The 21,110-nt window shown below is 44.5% G+C and carries 20 protein-coding genes and 1 pseudogene; 12 read left to right on the top strand and 9 right to left on the bottom strand.

Annotation, left to right across the window (positions count from 1 at the left end):
- Nucleotides 1-241: 241 nt before the first annotated feature.
- Nucleotides 242-1,614, top strand: a pseudogene (locus tag AB4263_RS21675) (reverse transcriptase domain-containing protein).
- Nucleotides 1,615-1,991: 377 nt separating this feature from the next.
- Here AB4263_RS21675 and AB4263_RS21670 read toward each other — a convergent pair.
- On the bottom strand, nt 1,992-2,207 hold the full coding sequence (locus AB4263_RS21670) for a hypothetical protein (protein WP_017067490.1): 216 nt from the start codon (nt 2,205-2,207) through the stop codon (nt 1,992-1,994).
- Between the two features lie 170 nt (nt 2,208-2,377).
- On the opposite strand from AB4263_RS21670, the gene AB4263_RS21665 reads away from it, so the two are divergent.
- Nucleotides 2,378-3,427: a cysteine synthase A gene (locus tag AB4263_RS21665; RefSeq protein WP_102320367.1), complete on the top strand. Its 1,050-nt coding sequence runs from the start codon at nt 2,378-2,380 to the stop codon at nt 3,425-3,427.
- A gap of 96 nt (nt 3,428-3,523) precedes the next feature.
- On the opposite strand, the gene AB4263_RS21660 is transcribed toward AB4263_RS21665, so the two are convergent.
- Nucleotides 3,524-4,090, bottom strand: coding sequence for a helix-turn-helix domain-containing protein (locus AB4263_RS21660; protein WP_017064371.1), 567 nt, complete (start codon nt 4,088-4,090; stop codon nt 3,524-3,526).
- A 97-nt stretch (nt 4,091-4,187) separates the two neighbouring features.
- Between AB4263_RS21660 and AB4263_RS21655 the strand changes: the two genes are divergently transcribed.
- Entirely contained in the window at nt 4,188-5,381 is a 1,194-nt protein-coding gene (locus AB4263_RS21655) for a benzoate/H(+) symporter BenE family transporter (RefSeq protein WP_102398491.1), read from the top strand.
- 113 nt (nt 5,382-5,494) lie between these two features.
- On the opposite strand, the gene AB4263_RS21650 is transcribed toward AB4263_RS21655, so the two are convergent.
- On the bottom strand, nt 5,495-6,478 hold the full coding sequence (locus AB4263_RS21650; protein ID WP_372098875.1) for a hypothetical protein: 984 nt from the start codon (nt 6,476-6,478) through the stop codon (nt 5,495-5,497).
- A 408-nt stretch (nt 6,479-6,886) separates the two neighbouring features.
- Between AB4263_RS21650 and AB4263_RS21645 the strand changes: the two genes are divergently transcribed.
- Nucleotides 6,887-7,273, top strand: a complete 387-nt coding sequence (locus AB4263_RS21645; protein WP_017068428.1) for a hypothetical protein — start codon at nt 6,887-6,889, stop codon at nt 7,271-7,273.
- 147 nt (nt 7,274-7,420) lie between these two features.
- On the opposite strand, the gene AB4263_RS21640 is transcribed toward AB4263_RS21645, so the two are convergent.
- A complete protein-coding gene (locus AB4263_RS21640; RefSeq protein ID WP_059017350.1) occupies nt 7,421-8,353 on the bottom strand; it encodes a LysR family transcriptional regulator in 933 nt (310 codons plus the stop codon).
- 199 nt (nt 8,354-8,552) lie between these two features.
- On the opposite strand from AB4263_RS21640, the gene AB4263_RS21635 reads away from it, so the two are divergent.
- Nucleotides 8,553-9,578 carry a zinc-binding alcohol dehydrogenase family protein gene (locus AB4263_RS21635; RefSeq protein WP_372098874.1) on the top strand — a complete coding sequence of 342 codons (1,026 nt, stop codon included), beginning with the start codon at nt 8,553-8,555 and terminating at the stop codon, nt 9,576-9,578.
- A 122-nt stretch (nt 9,579-9,700) separates the two neighbouring features.
- Here AB4263_RS21635 and AB4263_RS21630 read toward each other — a convergent pair whose 3' ends face one another.
- Nucleotides 9,701-10,312, bottom strand: a complete 612-nt coding sequence (locus tag AB4263_RS21630) for a CIA30 family protein (protein WP_372083560.1) — start codon at nt 10,310-10,312, stop codon at nt 9,701-9,703.
- Nucleotides 10,313-10,360: 48 nt separating this feature from the next.
- Nucleotides 10,361-10,627 (bottom strand): DUF3081 domain-containing protein, encoded by a 267-nt coding sequence (locus tag AB4263_RS21625; RefSeq protein ID WP_017068432.1) that lies wholly within the window; start codon nt 10,625-10,627, stop codon nt 10,361-10,363.
- A gap of 345 nt (nt 10,628-10,972) precedes the next feature.
- Between AB4263_RS21625 and AB4263_RS21620 the strand changes: the two genes are divergently transcribed.
- A complete protein-coding gene (locus tag AB4263_RS21620; RefSeq protein WP_032545880.1) occupies nt 10,973-11,953 on the top strand; it encodes a bile acid:sodium symporter family protein in 981 nt (326 codons plus the stop codon).
- Nucleotides 11,954-12,024: 71 nt separating this feature from the next.
- On the opposite strand, the gene AB4263_RS21615 is transcribed toward AB4263_RS21620, so the two are convergent.
- Complete coding sequence (locus tag AB4263_RS21615; RefSeq protein ID WP_017062436.1) at nt 12,025-12,645, bottom strand: heme-binding beta-barrel domain-containing protein; 621 nt, start codon at nt 12,643-12,645, stop codon at nt 12,025-12,027.
- Nucleotides 12,646-13,043: 398 nt separating this feature from the next.
- Between AB4263_RS21615 and AB4263_RS21610 the strand changes: the two genes are divergently transcribed.
- Nucleotides 13,044-13,463, top strand: a complete 420-nt coding sequence (locus AB4263_RS21610) for a VOC family protein (protein ID WP_017072063.1) — start codon at nt 13,044-13,046, stop codon at nt 13,461-13,463.
- 158 nt (nt 13,464-13,621) lie between these two features.
- On the opposite strand, the gene AB4263_RS21605 is transcribed toward AB4263_RS21610, so the two are convergent.
- Entirely contained in the window at nt 13,622-14,521 is a 900-nt protein-coding gene (locus AB4263_RS21605; protein WP_372098873.1) for a DMT family transporter, read from the bottom strand.
- Nucleotides 14,522-14,563: 42 nt separating this feature from the next.
- Nucleotides 14,564-15,538: a LysR family transcriptional regulator gene (locus AB4263_RS21600; RefSeq protein ID WP_017068435.1), complete on the bottom strand. Its 975-nt coding sequence runs from the start codon at nt 15,536-15,538 to the stop codon at nt 14,564-14,566.
- A gap of 100 nt (nt 15,539-15,638) precedes the next feature.
- Between AB4263_RS21600 and AB4263_RS21595 the strand changes: the two genes are divergently transcribed.
- The 5 genes from AB4263_RS21595 (at nt 15,639) to AB4263_RS21575 (ending at nt 21,024) form a co-directional block, all read left to right on the top strand.
- Complete coding sequence (locus AB4263_RS21595; protein WP_017062432.1) at nt 15,639-16,991, top strand: MATE family efflux transporter; 1,353 nt, start codon at nt 15,639-15,641, stop codon at nt 16,989-16,991.
- Nucleotides 16,992-17,191: 200 nt separating this feature from the next.
- Nucleotides 17,192-17,437, top strand: a complete 246-nt coding sequence (locus AB4263_RS21590) for a hypothetical protein (RefSeq protein WP_010430578.1) — start codon at nt 17,192-17,194, stop codon at nt 17,435-17,437.
- A gap of 319 nt (nt 17,438-17,756) precedes the next feature.
- The gene (locus AB4263_RS21585; RefSeq protein ID WP_029236531.1) at nt 17,757-18,761 is read left to right on the top strand and encodes a response regulator; all 1,005 of its coding nucleotides are present in this window, start codon (nt 17,757-17,759) and stop codon (nt 18,759-18,761) included.
- Nucleotide 18,762: 1 nt separating this feature from the next.
- Entirely contained in the window at nt 18,763-19,203 is a 441-nt protein-coding gene (locus AB4263_RS21580; RefSeq protein WP_017062430.1) for a PAS domain-containing protein, read from the top strand.
- 777 nt (nt 19,204-19,980) lie between these two features.
- Entirely contained in the window at nt 19,981-21,024 is a 1,044-nt protein-coding gene (locus tag AB4263_RS21575) for a GMP reductase (protein ID WP_017062429.1), read from the top strand.
- Nucleotides 21,025-21,110: the final 86 nt, after the last annotated feature.

The following is a 21,110-nucleotide window of genomic DNA, read 5'->3' as shown; positions in this document are numbered from 1 at the left end:
TCTATAGTGGGCATCTAAGCTGACATTTTACGTAACATACGGAACAGGGTAAGCCTGTATCACTCCCTTTGGGAAAGCCTTTGTGGCCGATAGTGATGCAGGTATAGGAGGTCGGAAAAAGCGAAAGCTGCATTGTAATGATGCAGATACAGACTTATGTCTGATCACGAAAGTGAGCCCACTTCCGACTGGTCTCCCATTGCGAGAGAATTTGAAGAACTTTATTCAAGGAGAAAAGCAAATGGTGATCTCGAAAGAGATTAGTGCATCTTCTGACGGCGCTCAATGGCAGTCCATCGACTGGAAATCCGTTGAAGCACACGTATTGAAGCTTCAAATGCGTATCGCAAAAGCAACGAGAGAAAAGAAATACGGTAAGGTGAAGTCCTTACAGTGGCTCTTGACTCATTCTCGCTCAGCTAAGCTTCTTGCGGTTAAGCGAGTCTCTCAGAATAAAGGCAGTAAAACGTCTGGAATAGACGGTGTCACCTGGAACACAGATGTACGCCGTATGAAAGCAGTCAATCAACTGAGCCGCAAGCCCTCCACCTTCTAGCATTAGAACCAGTGTCCGAAACGTTTGCCGACCTCAATAGCTATGGGTTTAGGCCAAATCGCAGTACGGCTGACGCCGTCAGTCAGTGTTTCAAATGTTTGGCTCTAAAGCGATCAGCGAAATGGGTTCTTGAGGGAGATATTAAGGCTTGCTTCGACAAAATCGGGCATCAATGGCTTATGGACAATATCACGGTAGATAAACGTATGTTAGAGCAATGGTTACAGTCTGGCTATGTGGATAAGGGTCTGTTCTATGATACCGATGAGGGTACACCTCAAGGTGGAATAATATCTCCAACCTTGATGCTAATGACTCTCGCGGGAATAGAGCAACAAATAAAATCTACAGCTCTGAAAATGGGTGCTAGGGCCAACTTTATTGGTTATGCGGATGATTTCGTGGTCACCTGCTCTTCAAAGGAAGTGCTAGTGAACGATATCAAACCGTTGATTGCTGACTTTCTGGCAGAAAGAGGGTTAACCCTCTCCGAAGAGAAAACGAAGGTCACTCATATTGATGATGGCTTTGACTTTCTGGGTTTCAATCACAGGAAGTACAAAGGGAAATTGCTCATTAAACCGAGCAAATCTAACACGCTGTTATTCCTTAGAAATCTACGTGAACTTATTAAAAAGCACGCAACCATCCCTGTTAACGATCTTATCAAGTTGATAAATCCGAAACTTAGAGGGTGGGCGAATTACTATCGCCACTGTGTTGCTAAACAAGTATTCGGGTATGTCGGCCACAAACTATTCCAAGCGTTATGGCACTGGGCAGTTAGACGTCATCCAACCAAGTCCAAAGACTGGGTTGTTCATAAGTATTTTCTCAATCGCAAAGGCCAGTGGCAATTTCACGGTTGGCAGAAAATCATGGACATGGACTGTCACTTCAATCTGTTCCAAATAGCTAAAGTGCCCATCGAGCGACACGTAAAAATCAGGAATGCAGCGACCCCTTTTGACCCTCAATACCAAGAATATTTGGTGAAGAGAAAATCTAAAAGGCTAGCTCGTAACTCTTGGAAAGAGCCTGTCCCGACTGCGTTATAAGTTGCTGGGTATCAATGATGCCTTAGTGGAGGCTTGAGCCGTATGCAGTGAAAGTTGCACGTACGGTTCATAGAGGGGCGACACTTGGTAACAAGTGTCGTCTACTCGACAAACCCGTGTTAATAGGTGCGATTATAATAGCTTGCCAACCAACGAAGAATTCGTGATTGCTCAACAGTCGGTAGAACTTCTGTAATCTGAACTGAAGTCTAAGCAAGAAAAAGACAATCAAAAGCGAGCCCAAGTGGCTCGCTTTTTGTGTCTAGTAAAGATGCGTCTGAATGTTTTAACAGGGGGATAGCCTACAAGGCGATCGTGAAACAGTTTTAGAACAGAGCTTAAATTGCGACTCATCGGGTGCTCTGGAAGCGCTAAGGTTATTTAGTCCCTGAGCGGTAGTTTGGATCTGTCCAGCATCGAGGTAACTCTTCCCCTGACATAAACATCAGTTCGGACTTTTTAAACATCTCAGGGTCTTGCTGTTCTTCGCCTGCTTGAAACCGACCTTCGATACTGTCTTGAAATAAGTTGGTTAATTTGGTCATTTCAGTTACATCAACGAGGTCACCGCTCTTTTTCTCTTTTAGAAACATTTTTTTGCCCTCAATCTAATCGGTCGCCTCTAATTATAATTGTTATTTGGAAAATGAGAGTCTTTTCAATTTCGGCACTTCTTGACTAAGCAGACCCCAGAGCTACGCTTATGATCATCGACAACCCAATCGATGAACAAACTTATCCTCAACAAATAAATGGAGTCGCGATGTCATCTGCCCATATTGCAAACAATCTCAGTGAACTGATTGGCGATACCGATCTTGTTAGAATCAACAGTCTTTCAGAGATATCAGGTTGTGAGATTCTTATTAAGTGCGAACACCAGAACCCGGGTGGTTCGATTAAAGATAGAGCGGCACTTCAGTTGGTTATGGATGCAATAGAAGCCGGTAAGCTTAAGCCGGGAATGACAATCGTTGAAGGTACTGCTGGTAATACGGGAATAGGACTTGCTCTGGTCGCTAAATCCCTTGGTTACAAAATGTTGGTGGTGATGCCAAAAGGGCAGGCACAAGAGAAAGAGCGCATGATCTCGCTTTATAATGCTGAACTGTTATTGGTCGACCCTTGTCCTTTTGCAAACCCTGAACATTTTTACCACACGGCTAAGCGGATTGGTGTCGAAAATGAGAGTTATTGGTGGGCAGATCAGTTTGAAAATCTCAGTAATTATCGAGCGCACTATTTAAATACTGGACCTGAGATCTGGCAGCAAACACAGGGGAATATTGATGCTCTAGTTTCAGTGGTGGGGACGGGTGGAACCATTGCCGGAAACTCACACTATCTATCTGAGCAGCAACCCAATCTCGAAACTTGGTTAGTTGACCCAAATGGGTCCGGCATTTATTCGTTTCTACGTAATGGACACTATCAATCAACGGGAAGTTCGTTCACGGAAGGCATAGGGATCATGCGAACGGTTGAAAATTTCAGGCAGGCAAAAATCAATCGTGCCATCACGCTTCCCGATCAGGATTTGGTGACGATATCCCGCCTTGTTGCGGAACATGACGGTATTCTTCTAGGAAGCAGTTCGTCGTTGAACGTAGCAGGTGCGCTATACGCTGCGGCTAGAATGGGGAAAGGGAAAACCATCGTTACATTTAGCTGTGACCTTGCTGAGCGCTCATATTCGAAGCTGCACAACGAAACGTTTCTGAAAGAAAAAGAGATACAGCTTAATAAAGAAAACCTCTCTCAACTATGGGCTCGTTATCAAGCCGAAGATGGCAGTATGGTCGTCAACGTATAGTCGCTTTAAGTTAGTAACAGCCAGTGGTCTGCCAGCTCTTTCGTTAGCGCTGAACATCCGGTTAGAGCTAAACATCCGTTAGCACCAAATCCGGCACTATTGCTTGTTATTAGGGTAGTGAATCACATTATGAAATACGGCGTTTCCTTCACCGATATTTTTGTAGGCATGGGTCTGGTTGGCATTGAAGCGAACGGCTTGTCCTGCGCGTAACGTATGCCACTCATCATCAAACATCACGGCCATCTCTCCTGAAATGCATAAGATGTGCTCAGTGACGCCTGCGTTATGTGGGGCGGATTCATGCTGGTAATCGGGTGCTAGGGTGAGTTCGAATATTTCAAATCCTAGTGCTTCCTCAAAAGGAAACAACAAACTGACGAAAAAGCCAATGTTGTATTCCTCATGTCTTAGTTCGTTTGCATCTCTGAATAAACTCGTCAGTTCACTGTTTGGGCTAGCCGCGATAAAATTCGAAAGTGACACCTCGAACCCAGAAGCTATCTGCCAAAGCTTAGCGACTGTCGGGCTGGATTCTCCACGTTCAATTTGTCCTAGCATTGCTTTGCTCACGCCAGTTTCTTTCGCTGTTTTGTCTAAGCTCCAGCCTTTTTCTTGGCGAAGGCGTTTCAAGTTAACGCCAACTTTAATTTCTGTTTGCATATTTTCTCTAAAAGTTTTTACAAATAAGTTGTGCGTTATAGCGCACAGTGCTAGGTTTGGTCTATGGACGTTATAACGCACGCAAGAAGAGATTAACATGACTAAGCTAAAATTTTCTCACGTCAGTACCGGCTTTATCGCTGTTTTCATTGGTTATGCGAGCGCTGCGGCGATTATTTTCCAAGCGGCAATGAGTGCTGGAGCAACCGAAGAACAAGTGGCGTCATGGTTTTGGGCGTTGGGAATTGGCATGGGCGTAACCACAATACTGCTCTCGTTTCATTACAAGAAGCCTGTGGTTACAGCGTGGTCGACGCCTGGAGCGGCGTTGTTAATCACATCGCTTGAAGGGCTGACAATGAATCAGGCTGTAGCCGTGTTTTTGTTCAGTTCGATGTTGATCACGTTAGTTGGATTAGCGGGGATATTTGAGAAAGTCCTAAAACAGATCCCAACATCGATTGCCTCTGCGATGCTCGCGGGGATTCTATTGCAATTCGGTTTGGGTTTGTTCACGTCGCTAATGGAAGAGGCACAAGTCGTAGCGGTCATGCTTGCTGTATTTATTCTGGCGAAAGCGCGGTTAGGAAATTTACTGATCCCAAGCATTTTCATCATCGCACTGGTCATGTGTGTGGGTTTTGGCAAACTCGATGTTAGTCAGGTAACTATGGGATTAACGACCCCGGTGTTCATTACGCCCGATTTTGAGTTCTTTTCGTTGTTCAGTGTCGGTATCCCATTGTTTATAGTGACGATGGCTTCACAGAACTTACCGGGATTTGCGGTTCTAAAAGCGAACGGATACCAAGTCGATTCATCGAAGATCATTACTACCACTGGGGTGACAGGTTTGATCTTCGCACCATTTGGCGGTTTTGCGTATAACCTTGCAGCGATTACGGGCGCTATTTGTATGGGCCCGAATGCGGATAGTAATCCAAAGACACGTTACATGGCGGGGATCTGTATGGGCGGGTTTTACTTGTTAGCTGGCGTGATGGGGATGTCATTTGTGTCGCTGTTTAGCGCTGTGCCCTCCGAGATTGTCATTGCGGTTGCTGGCTTAGCGGTGATGCCGACCTTGATGAATTGTTTAGCTGTTTCGATGGCAGACACCCACTATCGAGAGCCTGCACTGCTTACTTTCTTATTCACTGCTTCTGGCACCAATTTACTGGGGATCGGCAGTGCATTTTGGGGTTTGTGCATCGGGTTGTTTTGTTGCTGGTTACACAATTACAAAGCTAAGTCGCGTGGAGCAAGCAAGGCTTCGCAAACTTCGTCGTAATCAAACGACCCAAGATTAGGATCAGGTTCGCTGTGAATTAGAAACATCAGCAAGCTGTTTGAGTAGTAAGCCCAGTCATACTCGTGACTGGGCTTGCTTACAAAGGAATAAAGCTACTTAACTTCGTATCTCAGTATCACTTCATTATCGAGAACGACATTTGTCGACCAGATAAAGCTTGCGCCAGCACCACTGAATTTTTCGATAAAGTTCATGTACGCTTTTTTATTGTTCACGCCAATATCGTCTTCTGAATATACCGATGCTTGAGGCCAAGATGTTGAATCGAACTCTTGGTTCATCCAGTTGGTTGGTGTTTCCCAATGAGCGGCGTAGGCATCTTGACCGTGGTCAGTTCCTTCCGTGGTGCAACTTTCAGAAAGACGCTTCCCGTCCACTTCACTCAAACAAGTCAGGTCATAAATCGGAGAGGTATAAAAGGTTTGTGCTTGCCAGTCTGGTCCTGTCACGGTTCCGTCACTAAAGCTCGCGATAAAGCCACCATCACCAGCGTGGTATGCCTTTCCGCGGTTATCTTCGCTGCCAAGACCTAGGTTTTCTTCCCAATCAATCACTTTCACGGCAATCGTGTAAGGCTTCTTCACCTTAAATTTGACGATGTTTGAGTTAAACGGTGTGAAAGGAACGGTGTCTACCGCGATTAACTTGCCGTTGATATAAAGTTCGAAATAGTTATCGGCAAAAATATAGCCTGTTATTTCCTCACCGTCTTGATCCACTATCGCTACAGGTACAGAGCTTTGATCGACTTCGGCTAGGCTGCTTGGTGTGGTGTTTGAGCACTCTTCATAAAGATCAAAGGCTTTTGGCCCTGTCGCAAAGTTGTTCTTGGCTGGAACCGTCCAAACCTTTCCTTCTGAGTCCGTAATTTCCCCAACGCCCGCCACTCGGCTACGTCCGTTTGCACACTCAAAGAGGTTCGATTCAACGGTGGTCGTCAACCCTTGAGTAATACTCGCTGAGCCTTGGTAATCATTGATGTTACTGACCGAGGGTGTATCTGATGATGGAGAGCAACCTATAACGAGCAAAGCAACTGATGAAAGGGCAAGGGCTTGATATTTTGTGATGATCATTGATTGGGTATCCGAGAAGGGCTGATTTAAATAAGCGTGGTTCAAAATAAGCCAAGTGCAAGTAAGTTAATTGAAAACAAAGCTATTTCAAACAAATCCGAGCTAAGTAGCTAAGTAAGCCGTGATCTCATAGCTAACAGCTGGAGCGATGAAGCTAAGCAATGACCCAAATATTTGTGAGGTGCCACGCTTGTTATCTGATAAGGCATATATTACCCGTACAAATGTAAACAAGCGTAAAGCTGAGTAAGCATGGGTAAAACAGCGCTTTTATAGGATGATCACATCAGCTTGCGCGGCGCTGGTAAAAATACTCAGCATGAAGCGGTTTCAGGTTGTGATTGAGATAGTATTTTGCTACAAAACGCGCATAATCTCGCTATACAACATTTAAAGAAGAATTTACCTATGACTACCTTTCAATACTACTTTCACCAACTGCCTTGCTTCGACTGTAAAAAAACGACAGTAAGTACTGATCTTGGTTGGTTAACGCCTGCGATGAAAGACGATGCTATCGCACAAGTGACAGCGACACTTGCACAAGGCGAGGTTACTCCTGATCTTTCTGCAGACGTGGTTTGCACGAAAGAAGAAGCTCGCGAGTACTTACTGCTTAACTTCTTTGGTTATTCAGAAGAAGAATTAGAAAGCGGAATCGAAGCGGATGATGAAAAAGAAGTGGCAGACGAAATCGCAGAGCTAGTAGAAGATGGTAAAGACACTATCACCTTCGAACATGAGATTGCTCTTCAGTGCTGTGCAGACTGCGATGTTGAAGACGAGTCAAACTAAGCTCTTGTATTAAGAGTATTAAACTAAGTACTCTTATTAAGGTTCATCATGAAGCTATGATGTTCTAATGATGAAAGGCGTTAGCGAATTGAGTTCGCTAACGCCTTTTTTGTCTCTCTGTTTCTTATCTTTAAGCGGCATTCAATCTTAAGATGTTGTGCTTTCTATGATGCCTTGTTTGCTCAGTTGCGAAAGGATCTCAGCGGTCTTCTCTCTGAATAAATCTCTCAGTAGACGCACAGTAGGGGTGATGGATTGACGACTTGGACACACTAACCACAGCTCGGTAGGTGTCGGCTTAAATTCAGGCATAACTTTAACCACTTCGCCTGAAAGCAGGTGAGGAGACATGTCTAGACAAGATTTTATTGCCACCCCTTTACCTGCGATACACCAACGTCTTACAAGGTCTGCGTCGTTCGAAGCGCGATTTCCTTTTAGTTTCACTTTATGATCTTGAGTACCATCGTTAAACACCCACTCGTCTTGCAACATGTCATGGAGTTGGTAAAGCAAACCATTGTGCTGAGCTAAGTCACTCGGGTGTTTTGGTGTGCCCATTTCAGCCAAGTATTCAGGAGCCGCACACAATATCCTCGGCACATCGCATATCTTGAAACCATACATGTTCGCATCGGTCGGAGAGCCGTAACGCAGCGCCATATCGACGGAATCTCGGTAGAAGTCGATATTGCTATCGCTGATGCTAGTGCGAAGCGTCGCCTTTGGGTATTCAAGCAAGAACTCATCTAACCAAGGTGTGATTAGGTTGCGTCCTAGATCTGATGAAAGCGCTATGCGAATTTCACCGTCAAGAATACCAAGCTCTTCGCGCATGTTGAGCTTCGCTTGCTCCAACATCTTTAAGGCTTGTTCGCATTCCGGTAAATAACGCTCGCCAGCTGAAGAAAGCCTTAGGTGGCGCGTGGTTCTTACAAATAACTCCGCACCTAGTGCCGCTTCAACACGTTTTACCGCTGCACTTGCTGTGGCAGTACGCATATCGAGGTTGGTGGCTGCAGCGGTGATACTGCGAAACTCCGCCACTTTCAAAATGACCTGTAAGTCTTCAAGAAGCATTTCGTTTCCCTGTTCTGAACCTTGAATCGGTTGTTCGGTTACCCATAAATTAGGCATTTTCAAATTGCTAATCTTAGTATTTTTCCTGCGCATATACATCTTATTATCAAAAATAATTTGATAATAATTCAAATGTTAGGCTGTTTATCTAAAGCGAGAATTCTCTAAGATTCAATTATCGAATTTAAGGAGAAGTATCATGTCAGTACCATCAAAAATGAAAGCTATCGGATTTACTCAATCACTTGCGATTACAGAGCAAGACAGTTTATTTGAGTTTGAAACGAGTCTGCCAGAACTAAAAAATAATGACTTGCTGGTAAAAGTGAGCGCGACTTCTATCAATCCTGCTGACGCTAAAATTCGTATTCGTAATGCCAAAGACAAAACTCTTGAGCAGCCAAAAGTGCTGGGCTATGACGCAGTCGGTGAAGTTGTTGGTAAAGGTGCTGACGTTGAAGGCTTCGAAGTCGGTGACCGTGTGTACTATGCGGGTGACGTAACACGCATGGGGGCTAACGCAGAATACCAAGCTGTGGACTACCGTATTACCGCTAAAGCGCCTAAGAGCCTTTCTGATGAAGCTGCAGCCGTTATGCCACTAGCGACGCTTACAGCATGGGAAGCGTTGTTTGACCGCTTGCGTGTTCGTCCTGAAGAGAAAAAGTCTATCCTGATCATTGGTGGAGCGGGCGGCGTTGGTTCAATTACGATTCAACTGGCTAAGCAACTGACCAACCTAAATGTTATCGCAACAGCTTCAAGACCTGAAACTGAACAGTGGGTAAGGGATATGGGGGCGGATTATGTGGTGAACCACCGTAACCTTGTCGAGTCTGTGCGAGAGCAAGGCATTCAACATGTCGACTACATCTTCAATGTTGCAGACACAAAAGGGCACTGGGATGCGATGGTTGAGTTGATTGCACCGCAAGGCATGATCAGTTCGATTGTTGAATTTGACGGTGGCATTGACTTATCAGCGCTGCAAGGCAAATCAGCGGGCTTTGTTTGGGAGCTGATGTTTACACGTTCACTGTTTAACACCGAAGATATCCAGAAGCAGCAAGACATCCTATTCCAAGCCGCGAATCTGATTGATGCGGGTCGTATTAAAACGACGCTAACCTCGACCCTAAATGGCTTTAGTGTGGATACATTTAAAGATGCACACCAACGTATTGAAAGCAGTGCCTCGATTGGTAAAACAGCCATCAAATACTAATTGCTGATGCTTTAATCCGCTGTTGTTTTGAATCGTTGACGGTTTAAAAAGAAGAAGCCCCTGATATCTTATTGCTAGTCAAAAGGTATCAGGGGCTTTTGTTTGTTTTCAGTTTAGTCAGTTTAATTAGCTTCTGGTGATATGATAGGTTTCGATGTTTTGAAGTGAAGCTGTATTAGGTCTAGCTCAAAAGGCGATGCCTGTTTGTCTGCAATCAAAAAGCCGATTTGTTTGATGTCTTGTGCCCTAAGTTCCGGCGTATCGTTCAGTAGTCGACCTCTGAACACCGCTTGAAAATCATTGAAGTGGAACACCTTGTTAAGCTGCTGTCCCTTAATGGTATCGAACTCATGTTTGTATTGAACTCGATTGCCGTCCTTTGAAGTTGTGAACCTCAGTTGGTAGGTGCGACCATCACCAACGAATACTAGCTCTGCGTTGTCTATTTCATGGGCTGGTGATTCAATGGAGCGCTTTATAGAACTGAAACCCCCATTATTTTCTAACGATAGCTCGCCCCTAAATCGACTCATATTATCAAGATAAATGAGCCCGCCCGTTGAGATGCCACCCATTACATCGTCGTTGGTCGCTGTCCAATTCTTGTGTTCGTTCGGTTGTATAAAATCAATCATACCTATGCCTGCTACAGATACTTGAGACCATAAAAAGGAGAGGCTGAGTACTAGCCAAAAAGGGTGTCTTCGCTTAAGCAATGAAGCCGTTTCGTTCATGATTGTCTCCGTTAGCCGTTAGCCGTTAGCCGTTAGTCTGTTCGCGTTTTATGGAGAAGGTTCAGTGGCAAGCATACCCATACAATGCTCAATAAATTCAGAGTAATTTGAAGCGTTGTCGTACTCAATTTTTAGCGAACCGTGAAACATCAGCGTCACCGTGACGTCTTTATAGCTTAGCCAACAGGTGTAACCGTCGTAATCATGCCAAGCCGTCATTTCGCCAACTAGATATTTGTTGTCCCGTTGCTCACCGGAAGAGCGAATAAACTCAAATACTCTGAGAAATTCAATAATGGTGATTCTGTTGTCCATGTGTTACTCCCGCTGCGTCATCTTTGAGAATAGGCTGATCTTTGGTGTTTAGATTGCCTACGTCTTTCTTTCATATCCTTACGGCTTACCTCTGTGCCCCGATCACTGAAAGGGTCTTACCTTCTCGATAAACCGCTGTTTTCTAATATTTCATCATCATTCCATACATCTGTTCAATCCAGAGCGAAGCGTGCGTAACAAACTCGAATAACAACGTTAACCCTCAAGATAAAGACGAGCTTAATTTGCGTTTATGGTGGTTAATTAAAATTAGAGTCGATAGGATAAATAGCATCGGAGCCTTGTTATTGGCTGAAATGGAATCTACAGAAAGTGCGTGTCAACATGATAGAAAAACTGAAAAAGGAATGGTTTCTTGTAGGGATGGTGGTGGCTATGGTCGTTGCTGTTTTTACGCCGGATTGGGGCAAATCGGGTGGGGTACTTCATCTCGATACGGTGACTGTTCTCGGCATCGCTTTGGTGTTTTTCTTACACGGTTTGGGTTTGTCTCCCAAAGCCATTCTTGAGGGGCTTTCGAATTGGAAGCTGCATGTTTTTGTACAAAGCGCGACATTCTTAGTTTACCCACTGCTTTGGGTGATATTCGGGCAAGGCTTTGTCGCTTATATGCCAGCAGCTCTGGCCTTTGGTTTCTGTTACCTCTTCGTATTACCGAGTACGATTTCGTCTTCGGTCGCGATGACGGTGATTGGAAAAGGAAACCTACCGGGTGCGATATTCAATGCATCACTTTCTAGTATTTTAGGCGTGTTCATTACGCCTCTACTGATCCAGCTCTTTATGGGGTTGGAAGGTGCAGAGCTAAACCTGATGGAATCGGTGATCTCTATATCTAAAATGCTGCTATTGCCAATGATTGTCGGCCAGTTGATGCGCCCGTTACTTTTTGAATGGACTCAGAAACACAAGTCAGTGGTCAATAAGTTAGATAAATACGTGATACTTCTGATCGTCTACAGTGCTTTCTGTGACTCTATTGAACACGGTATTTGGAGCGACTTTTCACCAATGCTGTTGTTGCTGTCAGCGGTGATTTGTTTAGTGGTATTGATGGTGATGGTACACGGCATTCAATGGAGTGCCCGAAAGGTTGGATTCAATCATCAAGATGAAGTCGCGGCAGTATTCTGTGGTACTAAGAAGACCTTAGCGGCAGGTATTCCTATGGCTAAGGTGATCTTTGCTCACAACCCTAATCTAGGGATGATATTACTACCAATCATGCTTTATCACCCGATTCAGATCTTTTACTGTGCAGTGCTAGCCAACCGTTACGCCAAGGTTGATACACAATCTAGTTAAACTTGTTTGTTGTTACAAGTACAACAGAAAAACGCCTTTCACTTCGCTGTGAAAGGCGTTTGTATTTGAATCTACTTCACTTTAATTAGAGTGCTTGAATCTGTATGAGCAAATGCGTTGTCGTAGATCTCTAAGCCTGTTGTTTGAGAGTACGTCAGCGTATCGTCTGAAATGCTAATGTTCATCGTGAAGCCCGTGGTGGTTGCGTTGTCCGTCATGTATTCGGACTCAGCGATGCCACGCTTAGACGCAACTAACGTCATTGTATCGCCAGCAGGGCCTTCTGCGGTGACACATGTGGTGCGTGGTACGCAGTAAGAGTTGTAGACGACCTGATTTTTTTGGTCGTAGATGAAGTAGCCACGTTGATCGTGGAACTTAGAGTCGTCGGCCTTTCTGAATACTTCTTGTTTGTAGTACAGAGCAACCAGATATTGATCGCTGGCATTGGTTGCATCTGCCGCAACCTCAAACGTCATTACTTCATAGAATGGTGTAACCGCGGGACCACCTGCACCCACTTCTGTGCCTTCTTGGCCTGGAGAAATATCAACGCCGCCAGTTTCGACTGATTTCCATGTGCCGACTAACTTTGCGAGTGGACCAAAATCCATACCATTGATTGTGTTGTGGTCGGCTACTGCTGGAGCCGAGATTACCGCTGCGATACCAAGTGCTAATAATTTTTTCACTTTAACTTCCTTTTTATTAATTATCTGACCCCAATAAAAATAAGGTTATTGTGAAACCAGTTTATTAACCCAGATCAGTGTTGTTGGCTAATATGAAATCGAATTGTAACTTGATGTATCAGTCAGTAAGGGGATATTAATGTGTGTATATATTGAGCAAGAAGCAGTTGTTGGGTCGTCTTATCTCAGTGATACACCATGGGTTTGCTAACTCTTGTGGTTGAGTTGAGTCACATTGGATTAGGTCGTCTAAACTTAAAGCTTATATCGCATAAAATACGACAATTTGGGCTCTAAAGACGTTCTCGAAATAAATGCAAATTAGTGCTTTACCTCAACTTAACTTGAGGTATTAGGATATGCAACGTTGCTTACGAGAATACTTTAAGGAGAGAAGAATGATCCAACTTGAACATGTGAATTTAGTGGTAAAAGATATCCCAGAAATGCTGGCTTTCTATAAAGCGGCGTTCCCTCATTGGTATGTCCGTGATGAGGGAAAAGGGGAGTGGTCAGGTAAGCCACGTAACTGGCTGCATTTTGGCGACGAGTACCAATACATAGCAATAAGTGATCACGGTGAAGGTGAAAATAGAGATTTGGCTGGGCATTCTGTTGGTCTCGCACACTTCGCTTATGTGACCAATAATATCGAAAGTGTCACTCAACGCCTTGTTGATGCGGGCTTTCCAATTGCCAAACCCGGTGCCGAAGAACCTTATCGAAAAAATGTCTACTTTGTGGATCCTGCAGGCTTTGAGATCGAGTTTGTTGAGTATTTGAGTGATGATCCTAAGTTACGAAATGCCACGAGTTAGTTACGTAATACGCCGCTTTGTTAAAGTTGGTTAGCTGAATGAAAGCGCGCTAGAGAGCATTTATAGAAAAGGGCATTGTGGAATAATCCGCAATGCCCTTTTTAGGTCTATGCAATAGCTGATTATTTAGCTGATGTTTAGCTCAGTTGTTGGGTTGTTTATTTAGCCTTAAAAGGCACCAACAGTTGTTTGCCAAACACATTAATCAGCGCGCCAGTCACAATCAGGCCACCGCCTAGATAAGTCCAAACCGATGGAATTTCATTAAAGATCCACACGCCTAACAGTGCCGAGAAGACAATCTGGACGTATGAGTAAGCCGAAGCTTTACCCGCCGCTTGAGTCTGCATCGCTTTGGTCAAACCGTATTGGCCTATCTGAGTGAAAATACCGACTAACACGAGCATCACGGTTAAGAATAGACTTGGCCATACAAAGTCGTTCCAAATAAGGACTGTCGATATTGGCAGAGCAACCAGTGGGAAGTAGAAGATGATGACTGAGCTATCTTCCGTTTGGCTAAGTTTTCTCACAATCACATAAGCAATTGAGCTACCAAATGCGCCACATAACGCCACCATAATGCTAAATAGCGGTAACTCGCTGCTCGCGCCACTGTTCATACTTGGTTGTACCATCACTAATAGCCCAGCTAGGCAGAACGCAATGCAGATCATGGTCGATTTCTGGACACATTCTTTCAGGAACAACACACCGAGCAACGCGGTAAAGACCGGATGTACGTATTGTAGAATGGTCGCTTCTGCTAACGGAAGAGTGGTTACAGCGTAGTAAACACACATCAGTGCTGCAGTACCTACTGCGCCACGAACAAACAACAAAGGTTTGTTATTACCCCAGATCGAAATGCCTTTTCGTTTTACGTCGATGTAGCTGATGATCAAAGACACCAACGCTCTTGCTGCAACGATTTCGAATACAGGAATGCCATAATTGCTGATGTATTTCACACAAGCTGACATCAGTGCGAATCCAAAAGCGGAGAGGATCATGAACCGAACCCCAACAGGGATTTGTGAAAAAGAGAAAGAAGACATAAAAATATCAATAGGCTGAGGGAAAAGGAATCATAACTTAGTTTAGAAGAGCCGACCAAAGTCTTTGTCCTGTTCTATTACACCAAACCATTGATATTGCTGTGCGAGTACTTTCAGCAACTCGATCTCTTTTGTTGTCTCTTCTCTAAGCCATTCAATAAGGTCGTTGATGATAGGCGTGTGACTACGCTGGTGCATGAAGTAAGTCCAAGCACTGTGTTGGATTTTTGCATTTCTAGGGCAGTACAAGAAGCCTCGTTGGAGATCTTGTTGAACTAACAACAGATCCGTGACCGTAACCCCTTCACCGGATAGACAGGCACTGAGCGCCATATCTAAAGACAAGAAGCTGGTATTTCTGACAGGTTTCTTTGGTGGGAATTCAACATCGGCCAACCACACTTTCCAGTCGTGATGATCTAAGGTTGGATGCAGCCTTGGCAAGGTTAAGATTGAATCAAGGTCGGTGTCTTTGGTGGTTAAACTAGTAGAGCAAACCGGCGCCATGAACTCTTCACGCAAGAAGGTAATGTCAGGTGCCTTGTCATAGCGTTTTTTGAAACGCGTGTGGAAGATCAGTAGATCATACTCACTACTATTAATCGATTCGTCTTCCTCAATCACAGGAACAATGACTATCTCATGATCTTGATAACGCTCGTTTAATTCCCGAACTTTGGAGATCAATACTCGCGTCGCGAAACTCAGAGTCGCTTTGATCACGATACGCTTCTGCTTGGGCTCACTCCAAGAGGCGATAACAGCTTCGATATTACCGTAGCTTTCTCGCAAAGCCACATACAAATCATGACCTTGTACCGTTAATTCTATGGCTCGATGCTTACGAATAACCAGTGATGCGTTTAACTCATCTTCAAGCTGTTTGATCTGTCGGCTGATCGCACTTTGTGTCACATGCAGCTCTTCGGCAGCCAGAGTAAAGCTCATCAGCCTTGCGGCAGCTTCAAAGGCTTTTAAGCCATTATGTGATGATGGCAAGCTAGGATATGGGGTCATAATTCGTTCGCATGAGTTTATGGAATGTTAGAGTCGCAAATTTATCAATTGAACGCTAGTCTCATCGATCGTATTTTGGGCGAAATTACCTGAGGCGCTCATGAAAAAAATACTCACTCTTGCATTCCCTTTGATCATTTCACAGCTGATCTCTATGGCTTTAGTCCTTACTGATGTTTGGATGATGTCGCGTATCAGTGTGTCAGCCCTTGCGGCTGGTGGCTTAGGCGCCTCTATCTACTTTTTTATCTTCATTATTGCGAGCAGCACCGTGGGTTGTGTCGCTAACTTGATTGCGATCGCTTATGGTCAGCGCGTCGCTCGCCCTGAGTTTGGTAATACACAAATCAGATTGGCGGTGAAAGGCGCAACCATGTTGGCATTCGTGCTCAGCGTGACCTTAATGGCCAGCTTCTGGTTTGCTCCGTTGGTATTAGAAGCAGCCAAACAGCCACCAGAAGTGATCACTTTAGCCATGGAATATGTCCATGCTTTGAAGTGGGTGATGTTGCCTTCGCTTATCTTGTTGGTGCTTCGTGGCTTAACCAGTGCGTTTGGCAACGTGCGCTCCATTCTTGTGATGTCGATTATCACCGTAATTCTGAATGTGCCAGTCAGCTACTTTCTCACCTTCCAATTAGACATGGGCTTAACAGGTTTAGGGCTTGGTACGGCTATCGCGGCATTTATCGTGATGGTTGGATATACGGTTTGGGTATTTAAGCGTGACGAGTTTAAGCAGTTCGCCCCTTGGCTAAATACAGAAGAGTACTCCATCAAGCTGATGAGCCCATTGTTGTTGATGGGTCTACCTATCGGCTTGGCAGCTTTACTTGAGCATGGCTTGATTTACGGTGGCACCTTAATGGCGGGCACGATCAGTATTGCTTCGCTAGCTCTGCACCAAATCCTGCTGCAATGCTTAAGCTTTACTTGGAACTTCAATTTCGGCTTCTCACAAGCTGCGGCGATTTTGGTTGGTCGTGATTTTGGCGCGGGTAACTACGAAGGAATAAAAAGAACCTCGATTCAAAGCTTCATATTGGTGTCGGTGTTGAGTGTGGCGTTGTCGGCCGTGTTCATTATATGGCCTGAGATGATCGCTTCTATCTTCAAGTTAGACGATGGCACGGGTGCTATGACTTCACTACTGGCTTCTGTGATTTGGGTCGTTGCTTTGTGCTTTATTGTTGATGCTTGGCAGCTACTGGCGATTAACCTGCTAAGAGGCATGAAGATTGTCTCTATGCCAACCGTGATGACTGCCATCGGTTACTGGGTATTTGGCTTGCCTGCGGCTTGGTATTTGATGCCTAAGTTCGAATTGGCAGGGATTTGGGGCGGAATCGGTGTTGGCTTAGGCGTGACAGGTATTCTGCTGCTTATCCAATTGATGCGTGTCATTCAAAAGAACAACCAATCTCCAGATTTGTCGAATCATGCTTATACGTGATTTGCTTGTGATGCTCGCCTTTACCATGGAACCTTGAACGATAAACGTTGTATTGCTGACCGAGAACTATCAATTACCAACAATGACCTATAAGCCCTGAATTGCGTACTTCGTAATTTAGACCTTGGTCTTACAGAAACCGAGCTAAAAGGTGACTAGAATGATTTGAGTTGCTCACCGTTTTATCAAGGAATACACAAATGGAAGTTGGATTGTTCTGGGCTGAAAAAGGAATGTTAGTGCTTGGCGCACTGTTTGTTTTGACGAGCATGATGCAGTACGGAAGACGCAGTAGCGATTGGAAAGGCGTGATTACGATGTTCTACAAGCGTATCCCAATGAACATCGCCGAATACAAATGGTATCGCCTGGGGATCGCGTTGTTGGTATTTGCTGTGATCATACGTTTCGCATTACTGATTTTATGGCCTTCATATCAGTTCTAGTTCTCTTGCATTAGCTTTGTTGGATAGCTCTCTATCATGGCTACATAAAGCCGTTCAATGAATGAGTCAGTCGAGCCTTAATAAACCCGCTTGTTAAGGCTGCTGTTAAATATAATAGTGCTATTACTCAACAGCAAGGATTGGCTATTACCTTTGTAGCATATTGTTTTTCATGAAGAATAATGCGAAATAATAGCTTACCCACCTGTTTCATCATTCTTACTAATAATCTGCACATAAATCCATTCACCCCGTACCTGATACCATAATGTTCTGTTACACTCGGTCGAATTAGCTTTAATTTGTCAGTGGTGCATTTATGTCGTTCCCAGTTCTTATATGTGATGATTCTGCGTTAGCAAGGAAGCAGATGGCTCGGTCACTGCCTAGTTCTCTAAATGCAGATATAACTTTTGCTGTTCATGGGCTTAATGCACTTGAAGAGCTCGCTAAAAACCAATTCAAATTGATGTTCCTCGACCTAACCATGCCGGAATTAGACGGCTATGGCACATTGGAAGAGATGCAACGTTTAGGCGATACCACGCCAGTTGTCGTTGTTTCTGGTGACATACAACCAAAAGCACAACAGAAGGTGCTGGATCTTGGCGCCAAAGCATTTTTGCAAAAGCCGATCGATAAAGAAGCGCTAAAAGCCATTTTACGTGAGCATGTCGAGCCGCCAAAACAACCTCAAATCATTACCCCAACCGCTTTAGAACTGCCAATACTGCGCAGACGCGATATCTATATGGAAGTCGCGAACGTAGCGATAGGCCGTGCCGCTGATGCACTGGCTCGTCACTTTAATGTGTTTGTTCACCTACCGCTGCCGAACGTTAACATCTTCGAAGTGAGTGAATTGCACATGGCACTTCGTGACCTAGCGGATAACGACCAAGTGTCGGGTGTTTGCCAAGGCTTTAGTGGAGAAGGCATTGCAGGTGAAGCGCTAGTTTTGTTGAGTGATTCCAGTGTGAGCGATCTTAAGAAGCTCATGAAGGTGCCAACAGAAAGCGAGCAGCTAGAAGAATTAGAGTTGTTGATGGATGTATCGAACATCTTAGTCGGCTCTTTCTTGAATGGGTTAGGGGAGCAATCAGAAGTTCGTTTCTTTCAGAGCTCTCCTGTGCTGCTAGGTCAACACATCTCGATTGATTCGGTGATTGAAAATACCAGCGGCTCATTTAAAAAGACCATGACGTTCGAAGTCAGCTACAACATCGACGGCACGTCCATCCGTTGTGACCTTCTATTTATGTTTGTTGATGAGTCTCTGCCTCTTCTAGATAACAAATTGGCCTACCTAATGGAGGAGTTTTAATATGTTGAATCTTCCTGCTGAATTTGAACAGTTCCACTGGATGGTAGACATGGTTCAAAACGTCGATATGGGGCTGGTGGTCATTAACCGTGACTTTCAGGTACAAGTTTGGAATGGCTTCATGACGCACCATAGCGGTAAGCAATCGCATGATGCGATCGGTAAGTCGATCTTTGAGTTATTCCCTGAAATTCCTGAAGAGTGGTTTAGGCTTAAAACAAAACCGGTTTATGACCTAGGCTGCCGTAGCTTCATAACGTGGCAACAAAGGCCTTATCTGTTTAAATGTCGTAACGTTAGGCCAGTAACCCAACAAGCTGATTTCATGTATCAGAACGTGACGCTAAACCCGATGCGTTCTCCAACTGGGCAAGTGACATCCTTGTTCTTGTCGATTCAAGATGCGACTGCTGAAGCTCTGATGTCTCAGAAAAAGGCTTGACGTACCTTAAAGTGAAAATTGAATCGCCTTATAAGAGCACTCTGAAAACCAAATAAAAATGGCCAAGGTTAATCCCCTTGGCCATTTTTGTATCTGATCCTGTAGTAATGAGTTCGAACTAAAGAAAGGCGTTCCGTGTTCGTTAACTTTAGTCGAGTTGTTGTTAGGCTCTATCAACAGCGGCTTGTATCCGCTGGGTTCTCATAAATAAGCGCATCTAACCTGCCATATTTTGTGGACTTTACCCCGCTCATCCAAGTTTCGAACGTGCTAATCGATCTTGCCTTTGTACTTTATAAATTTCAGGGCTAATGAAAGAGGGCTGAGATCGGCACTCGAAGCGAAAAAAGTCAGAAAAAATGAAATTATTTAAGAAAAAACGCATTTTTTGATTCAAGAAAAGTGTGATTTTTATGTGATTAAAGGGCACTTTTTTCACAAATTTGCCTTATCGAAGATTTTTTCGCCGAATTTGCAAGGGAAACGTTTGCGCAATAAACCGACAGCGTTTGCGTGAATATGTTGTTAAGTTATTAATTACTATGAATTTAGTAGGAAATGACGGGCGGGAAGCTTTTACCAGATATGGAATCTTTGAGAGGATAGCACAAAAAAAAATGAAATATCAGACTTGCTGTTAGTAAATCACAGCCTATAATGCTGAAAACCGGAGCGTCTGCCAACGCTCCGGTTTTTTTGTGTCCGAAACTCAGTAAAGCGTCTGCCAACGCTTACCGAAAACGCACGACACGTAATATGATTACAGGACAAATTATCATGCGTATCGAACAAGAACTTAAGTTAGGTTTCAAAGATGTACTCTTCCGTCCGAAGCGTTCTACCCTTAAAAGCCGTTCTCAAGTTGAATTAACCCGCGATTTTACATTCAAGCATAGCGGTCGTCAATGGTCTGGTACTCCAGTAATTGCAGCGAACATGGATTCGGTAGCAAGCTTTGAAATGGCAGCTGCTCTAGCAGAGCACGGTGTTATGACTGCAGTACACAAGCACTACACAGTAGAGCAGTGGGCTGAGTTCGCAAAAACAGCAGACAAGAAAACGCTGAACAACGTATTTGTTTCAACAGGTACTTCTGAAGCTGAGTTTGAGAAAACTAAGCAAATCATGGCGCTTAGCGACGAATTCGTATTTATCTGTATTGATATCGCTAACGGCTACTCAGAGCACCTAGTTGAGTATGTACAAAAAGTACGAGCTGAATTCCCGACTAAAGTTATCTCTGCTGGTAACGTTGTAACGGGTGACATGGTTGAAGAGCTAATCCTAGCTGGCGCAGACATCGTTAAGGTTGGTATCGGCCCTGGTTCTGTTTGTACTACACGTGTTAAAACAGGCGTAGGTTACCCTCAACTTTCTGCAATCATCGAGTGTGGCGACGCAGCACACGGCCTTGGCGGCATGATCATCGGTGACGGTGGCTGTTCATGTGCGGGTGACGTATCTAAAGCGTTCGGCGGCGGTGCTGACTTCGTAATGCTAGGCGGCATGCTAGCAGGTCACTCTGAGTCAGGCGGCGAAGTTGTAGAGCAAGACGGTAAGCAATTCATGAAGTTCTATGGAATGTCGTCACAGTCGGCTATGGACAAGCACTCAGGTGGTGTTGCTAAGTACCGTGCTGCGGAAGGTAAAACTGTTTTACTTCCGTTCCGTGGTTCAGTTCACAACACAATTTCGGACATCCTTGGTGGTGTACGTTCAACTTGTACATACGTAGGCGCAGCAAAGCTTAAAGAGCTAACTAAGCGTACGACTTTCATCCGTGTACAAGAGCAAGAGAACAACGTATTCGGTAAAGAGTAATCTGAACTGATTCGAATAGTTTGAAAATCAAGAGCCGCTTTTTAGCGGCTCTTTTTGTTTTGGGACTTGTGATTACCGAGGGAGGT

It is taken from the genome of Vibrio sp. 10N.261.55.C5 (assembly GCF_041470505.1).
GTDB lineage: Bacteria > Pseudomonadota > Gammaproteobacteria > Enterobacterales > Vibrionaceae > Vibrio > Vibrio crassostreae_C.
The sequence above is the reverse complement of the archived record's forward strand: the minus strand, read 5'-3'. Positions and strand labels throughout refer to the sequence as shown.

Excerpts from the sequence above, each read along its gene's own strand:
- AB4263_RS21660 (WP_017064371.1), bottom strand. The coding sequence starts at position 4,090 with ATGCAAACAGAAATTAAAGTTGGCGTTAACTTGAAACGCCTTCGCCAA.
- AB4263_RS21645 (WP_017068428.1), top strand. The coding sequence starts at position 6,887 with ATGACTACCTTTCAATACTACTTTCACCAACTGCCTTGCTTCGACTGT.
- AB4263_RS21635 (WP_372098874.1), top strand. The coding sequence starts at position 8,553 with ATGTCAGTACCATCAAAAATGAAAGCTATCGGATTTACTCAATCACTT.
- AB4263_RS21610 (WP_017072063.1), top strand. The coding sequence starts at position 13,044 with ATGATCCAACTTGAACATGTGAATTTAGTGGTAAAAGATATCCCAGAA.
- AB4263_RS21585 (WP_029236531.1), top strand. The coding sequence starts at position 17,757 with ATGTCGTTCCCAGTTCTTATATGTGATGATTCTGCGTTAGCAAGGAAG.
- AB4263_RS21670 (WP_017067490.1), bottom strand. The coding sequence starts at position 2,207 with ATGTTTCTAAAAGAGAAAAAGAGCGGTGACCTCGTTGATGTAACTGAA.
- AB4263_RS21640 (WP_059017350.1), bottom strand. The coding sequence starts at position 8,353 with ATGCTTCTTGAAGACTTACAGGTCATTTTGAAAGTGGCGGAGTTTCGC.
- AB4263_RS21630 (WP_372083560.1), bottom strand. The coding sequence starts at position 10,312 with ATGAACGAAACGGCTTCATTGCTTAAGCGAAGACACCCTTTTTGGCTA.
- AB4263_RS21605 (WP_372098873.1), bottom strand. The coding sequence starts at position 14,521 with ATGTCTTCTTTCTCTTTTTCACAAATCCCTGTTGGGGTTCGGTTCATG.
- AB4263_RS21650 (WP_372098875.1), bottom strand. The coding sequence starts at position 6,478 with ATGATCATCACAAAATATCAAGCCCTTGCCCTTTCATCAGTTGCTTTG.
- AB4263_RS21590 (WP_010430578.1), top strand. The coding sequence starts at position 17,192 with ATGGAAGTTGGATTGTTCTGGGCTGAAAAAGGAATGTTAGTGCTTGGC.
- AB4263_RS21655 (WP_102398491.1), top strand. The coding sequence starts at position 4,188 with ATGACTAAGCTAAAATTTTCTCACGTCAGTACCGGCTTTATCGCTGTT.
- AB4263_RS21600 (WP_017068435.1), bottom strand. The coding sequence starts at position 15,538 with ATGACCCCATATCCTAGCTTGCCATCATCACATAATGGCTTAAAAGCC.
- AB4263_RS21595 (WP_017062432.1), top strand. The coding sequence starts at position 15,639 with ATGAAAAAAATACTCACTCTTGCATTCCCTTTGATCATTTCACAGCTG.
- AB4263_RS21620 (WP_032545880.1), top strand. The coding sequence starts at position 10,973 with ATGATAGAAAAACTGAAAAAGGAATGGTTTCTTGTAGGGATGGTGGTG.
- AB4263_RS21665 (WP_102320367.1), top strand. The coding sequence starts at position 2,378 with ATGTCATCTGCCCATATTGCAAACAATCTCAGTGAACTGATTGGCGAT.
- AB4263_RS21580 (WP_017062430.1), top strand. The coding sequence starts at position 18,763 with ATGTTGAATCTTCCTGCTGAATTTGAACAGTTCCACTGGATGGTAGAC.
- AB4263_RS21625 (WP_017068432.1), bottom strand. The coding sequence starts at position 10,627 with ATGGACAACAGAATCACCATTATTGAATTTCTCAGAGTATTTGAGTTT.
- AB4263_RS21575 (WP_017062429.1), top strand. The coding sequence starts at position 19,981 with ATGCGTATCGAACAAGAACTTAAGTTAGGTTTCAAAGATGTACTCTTC.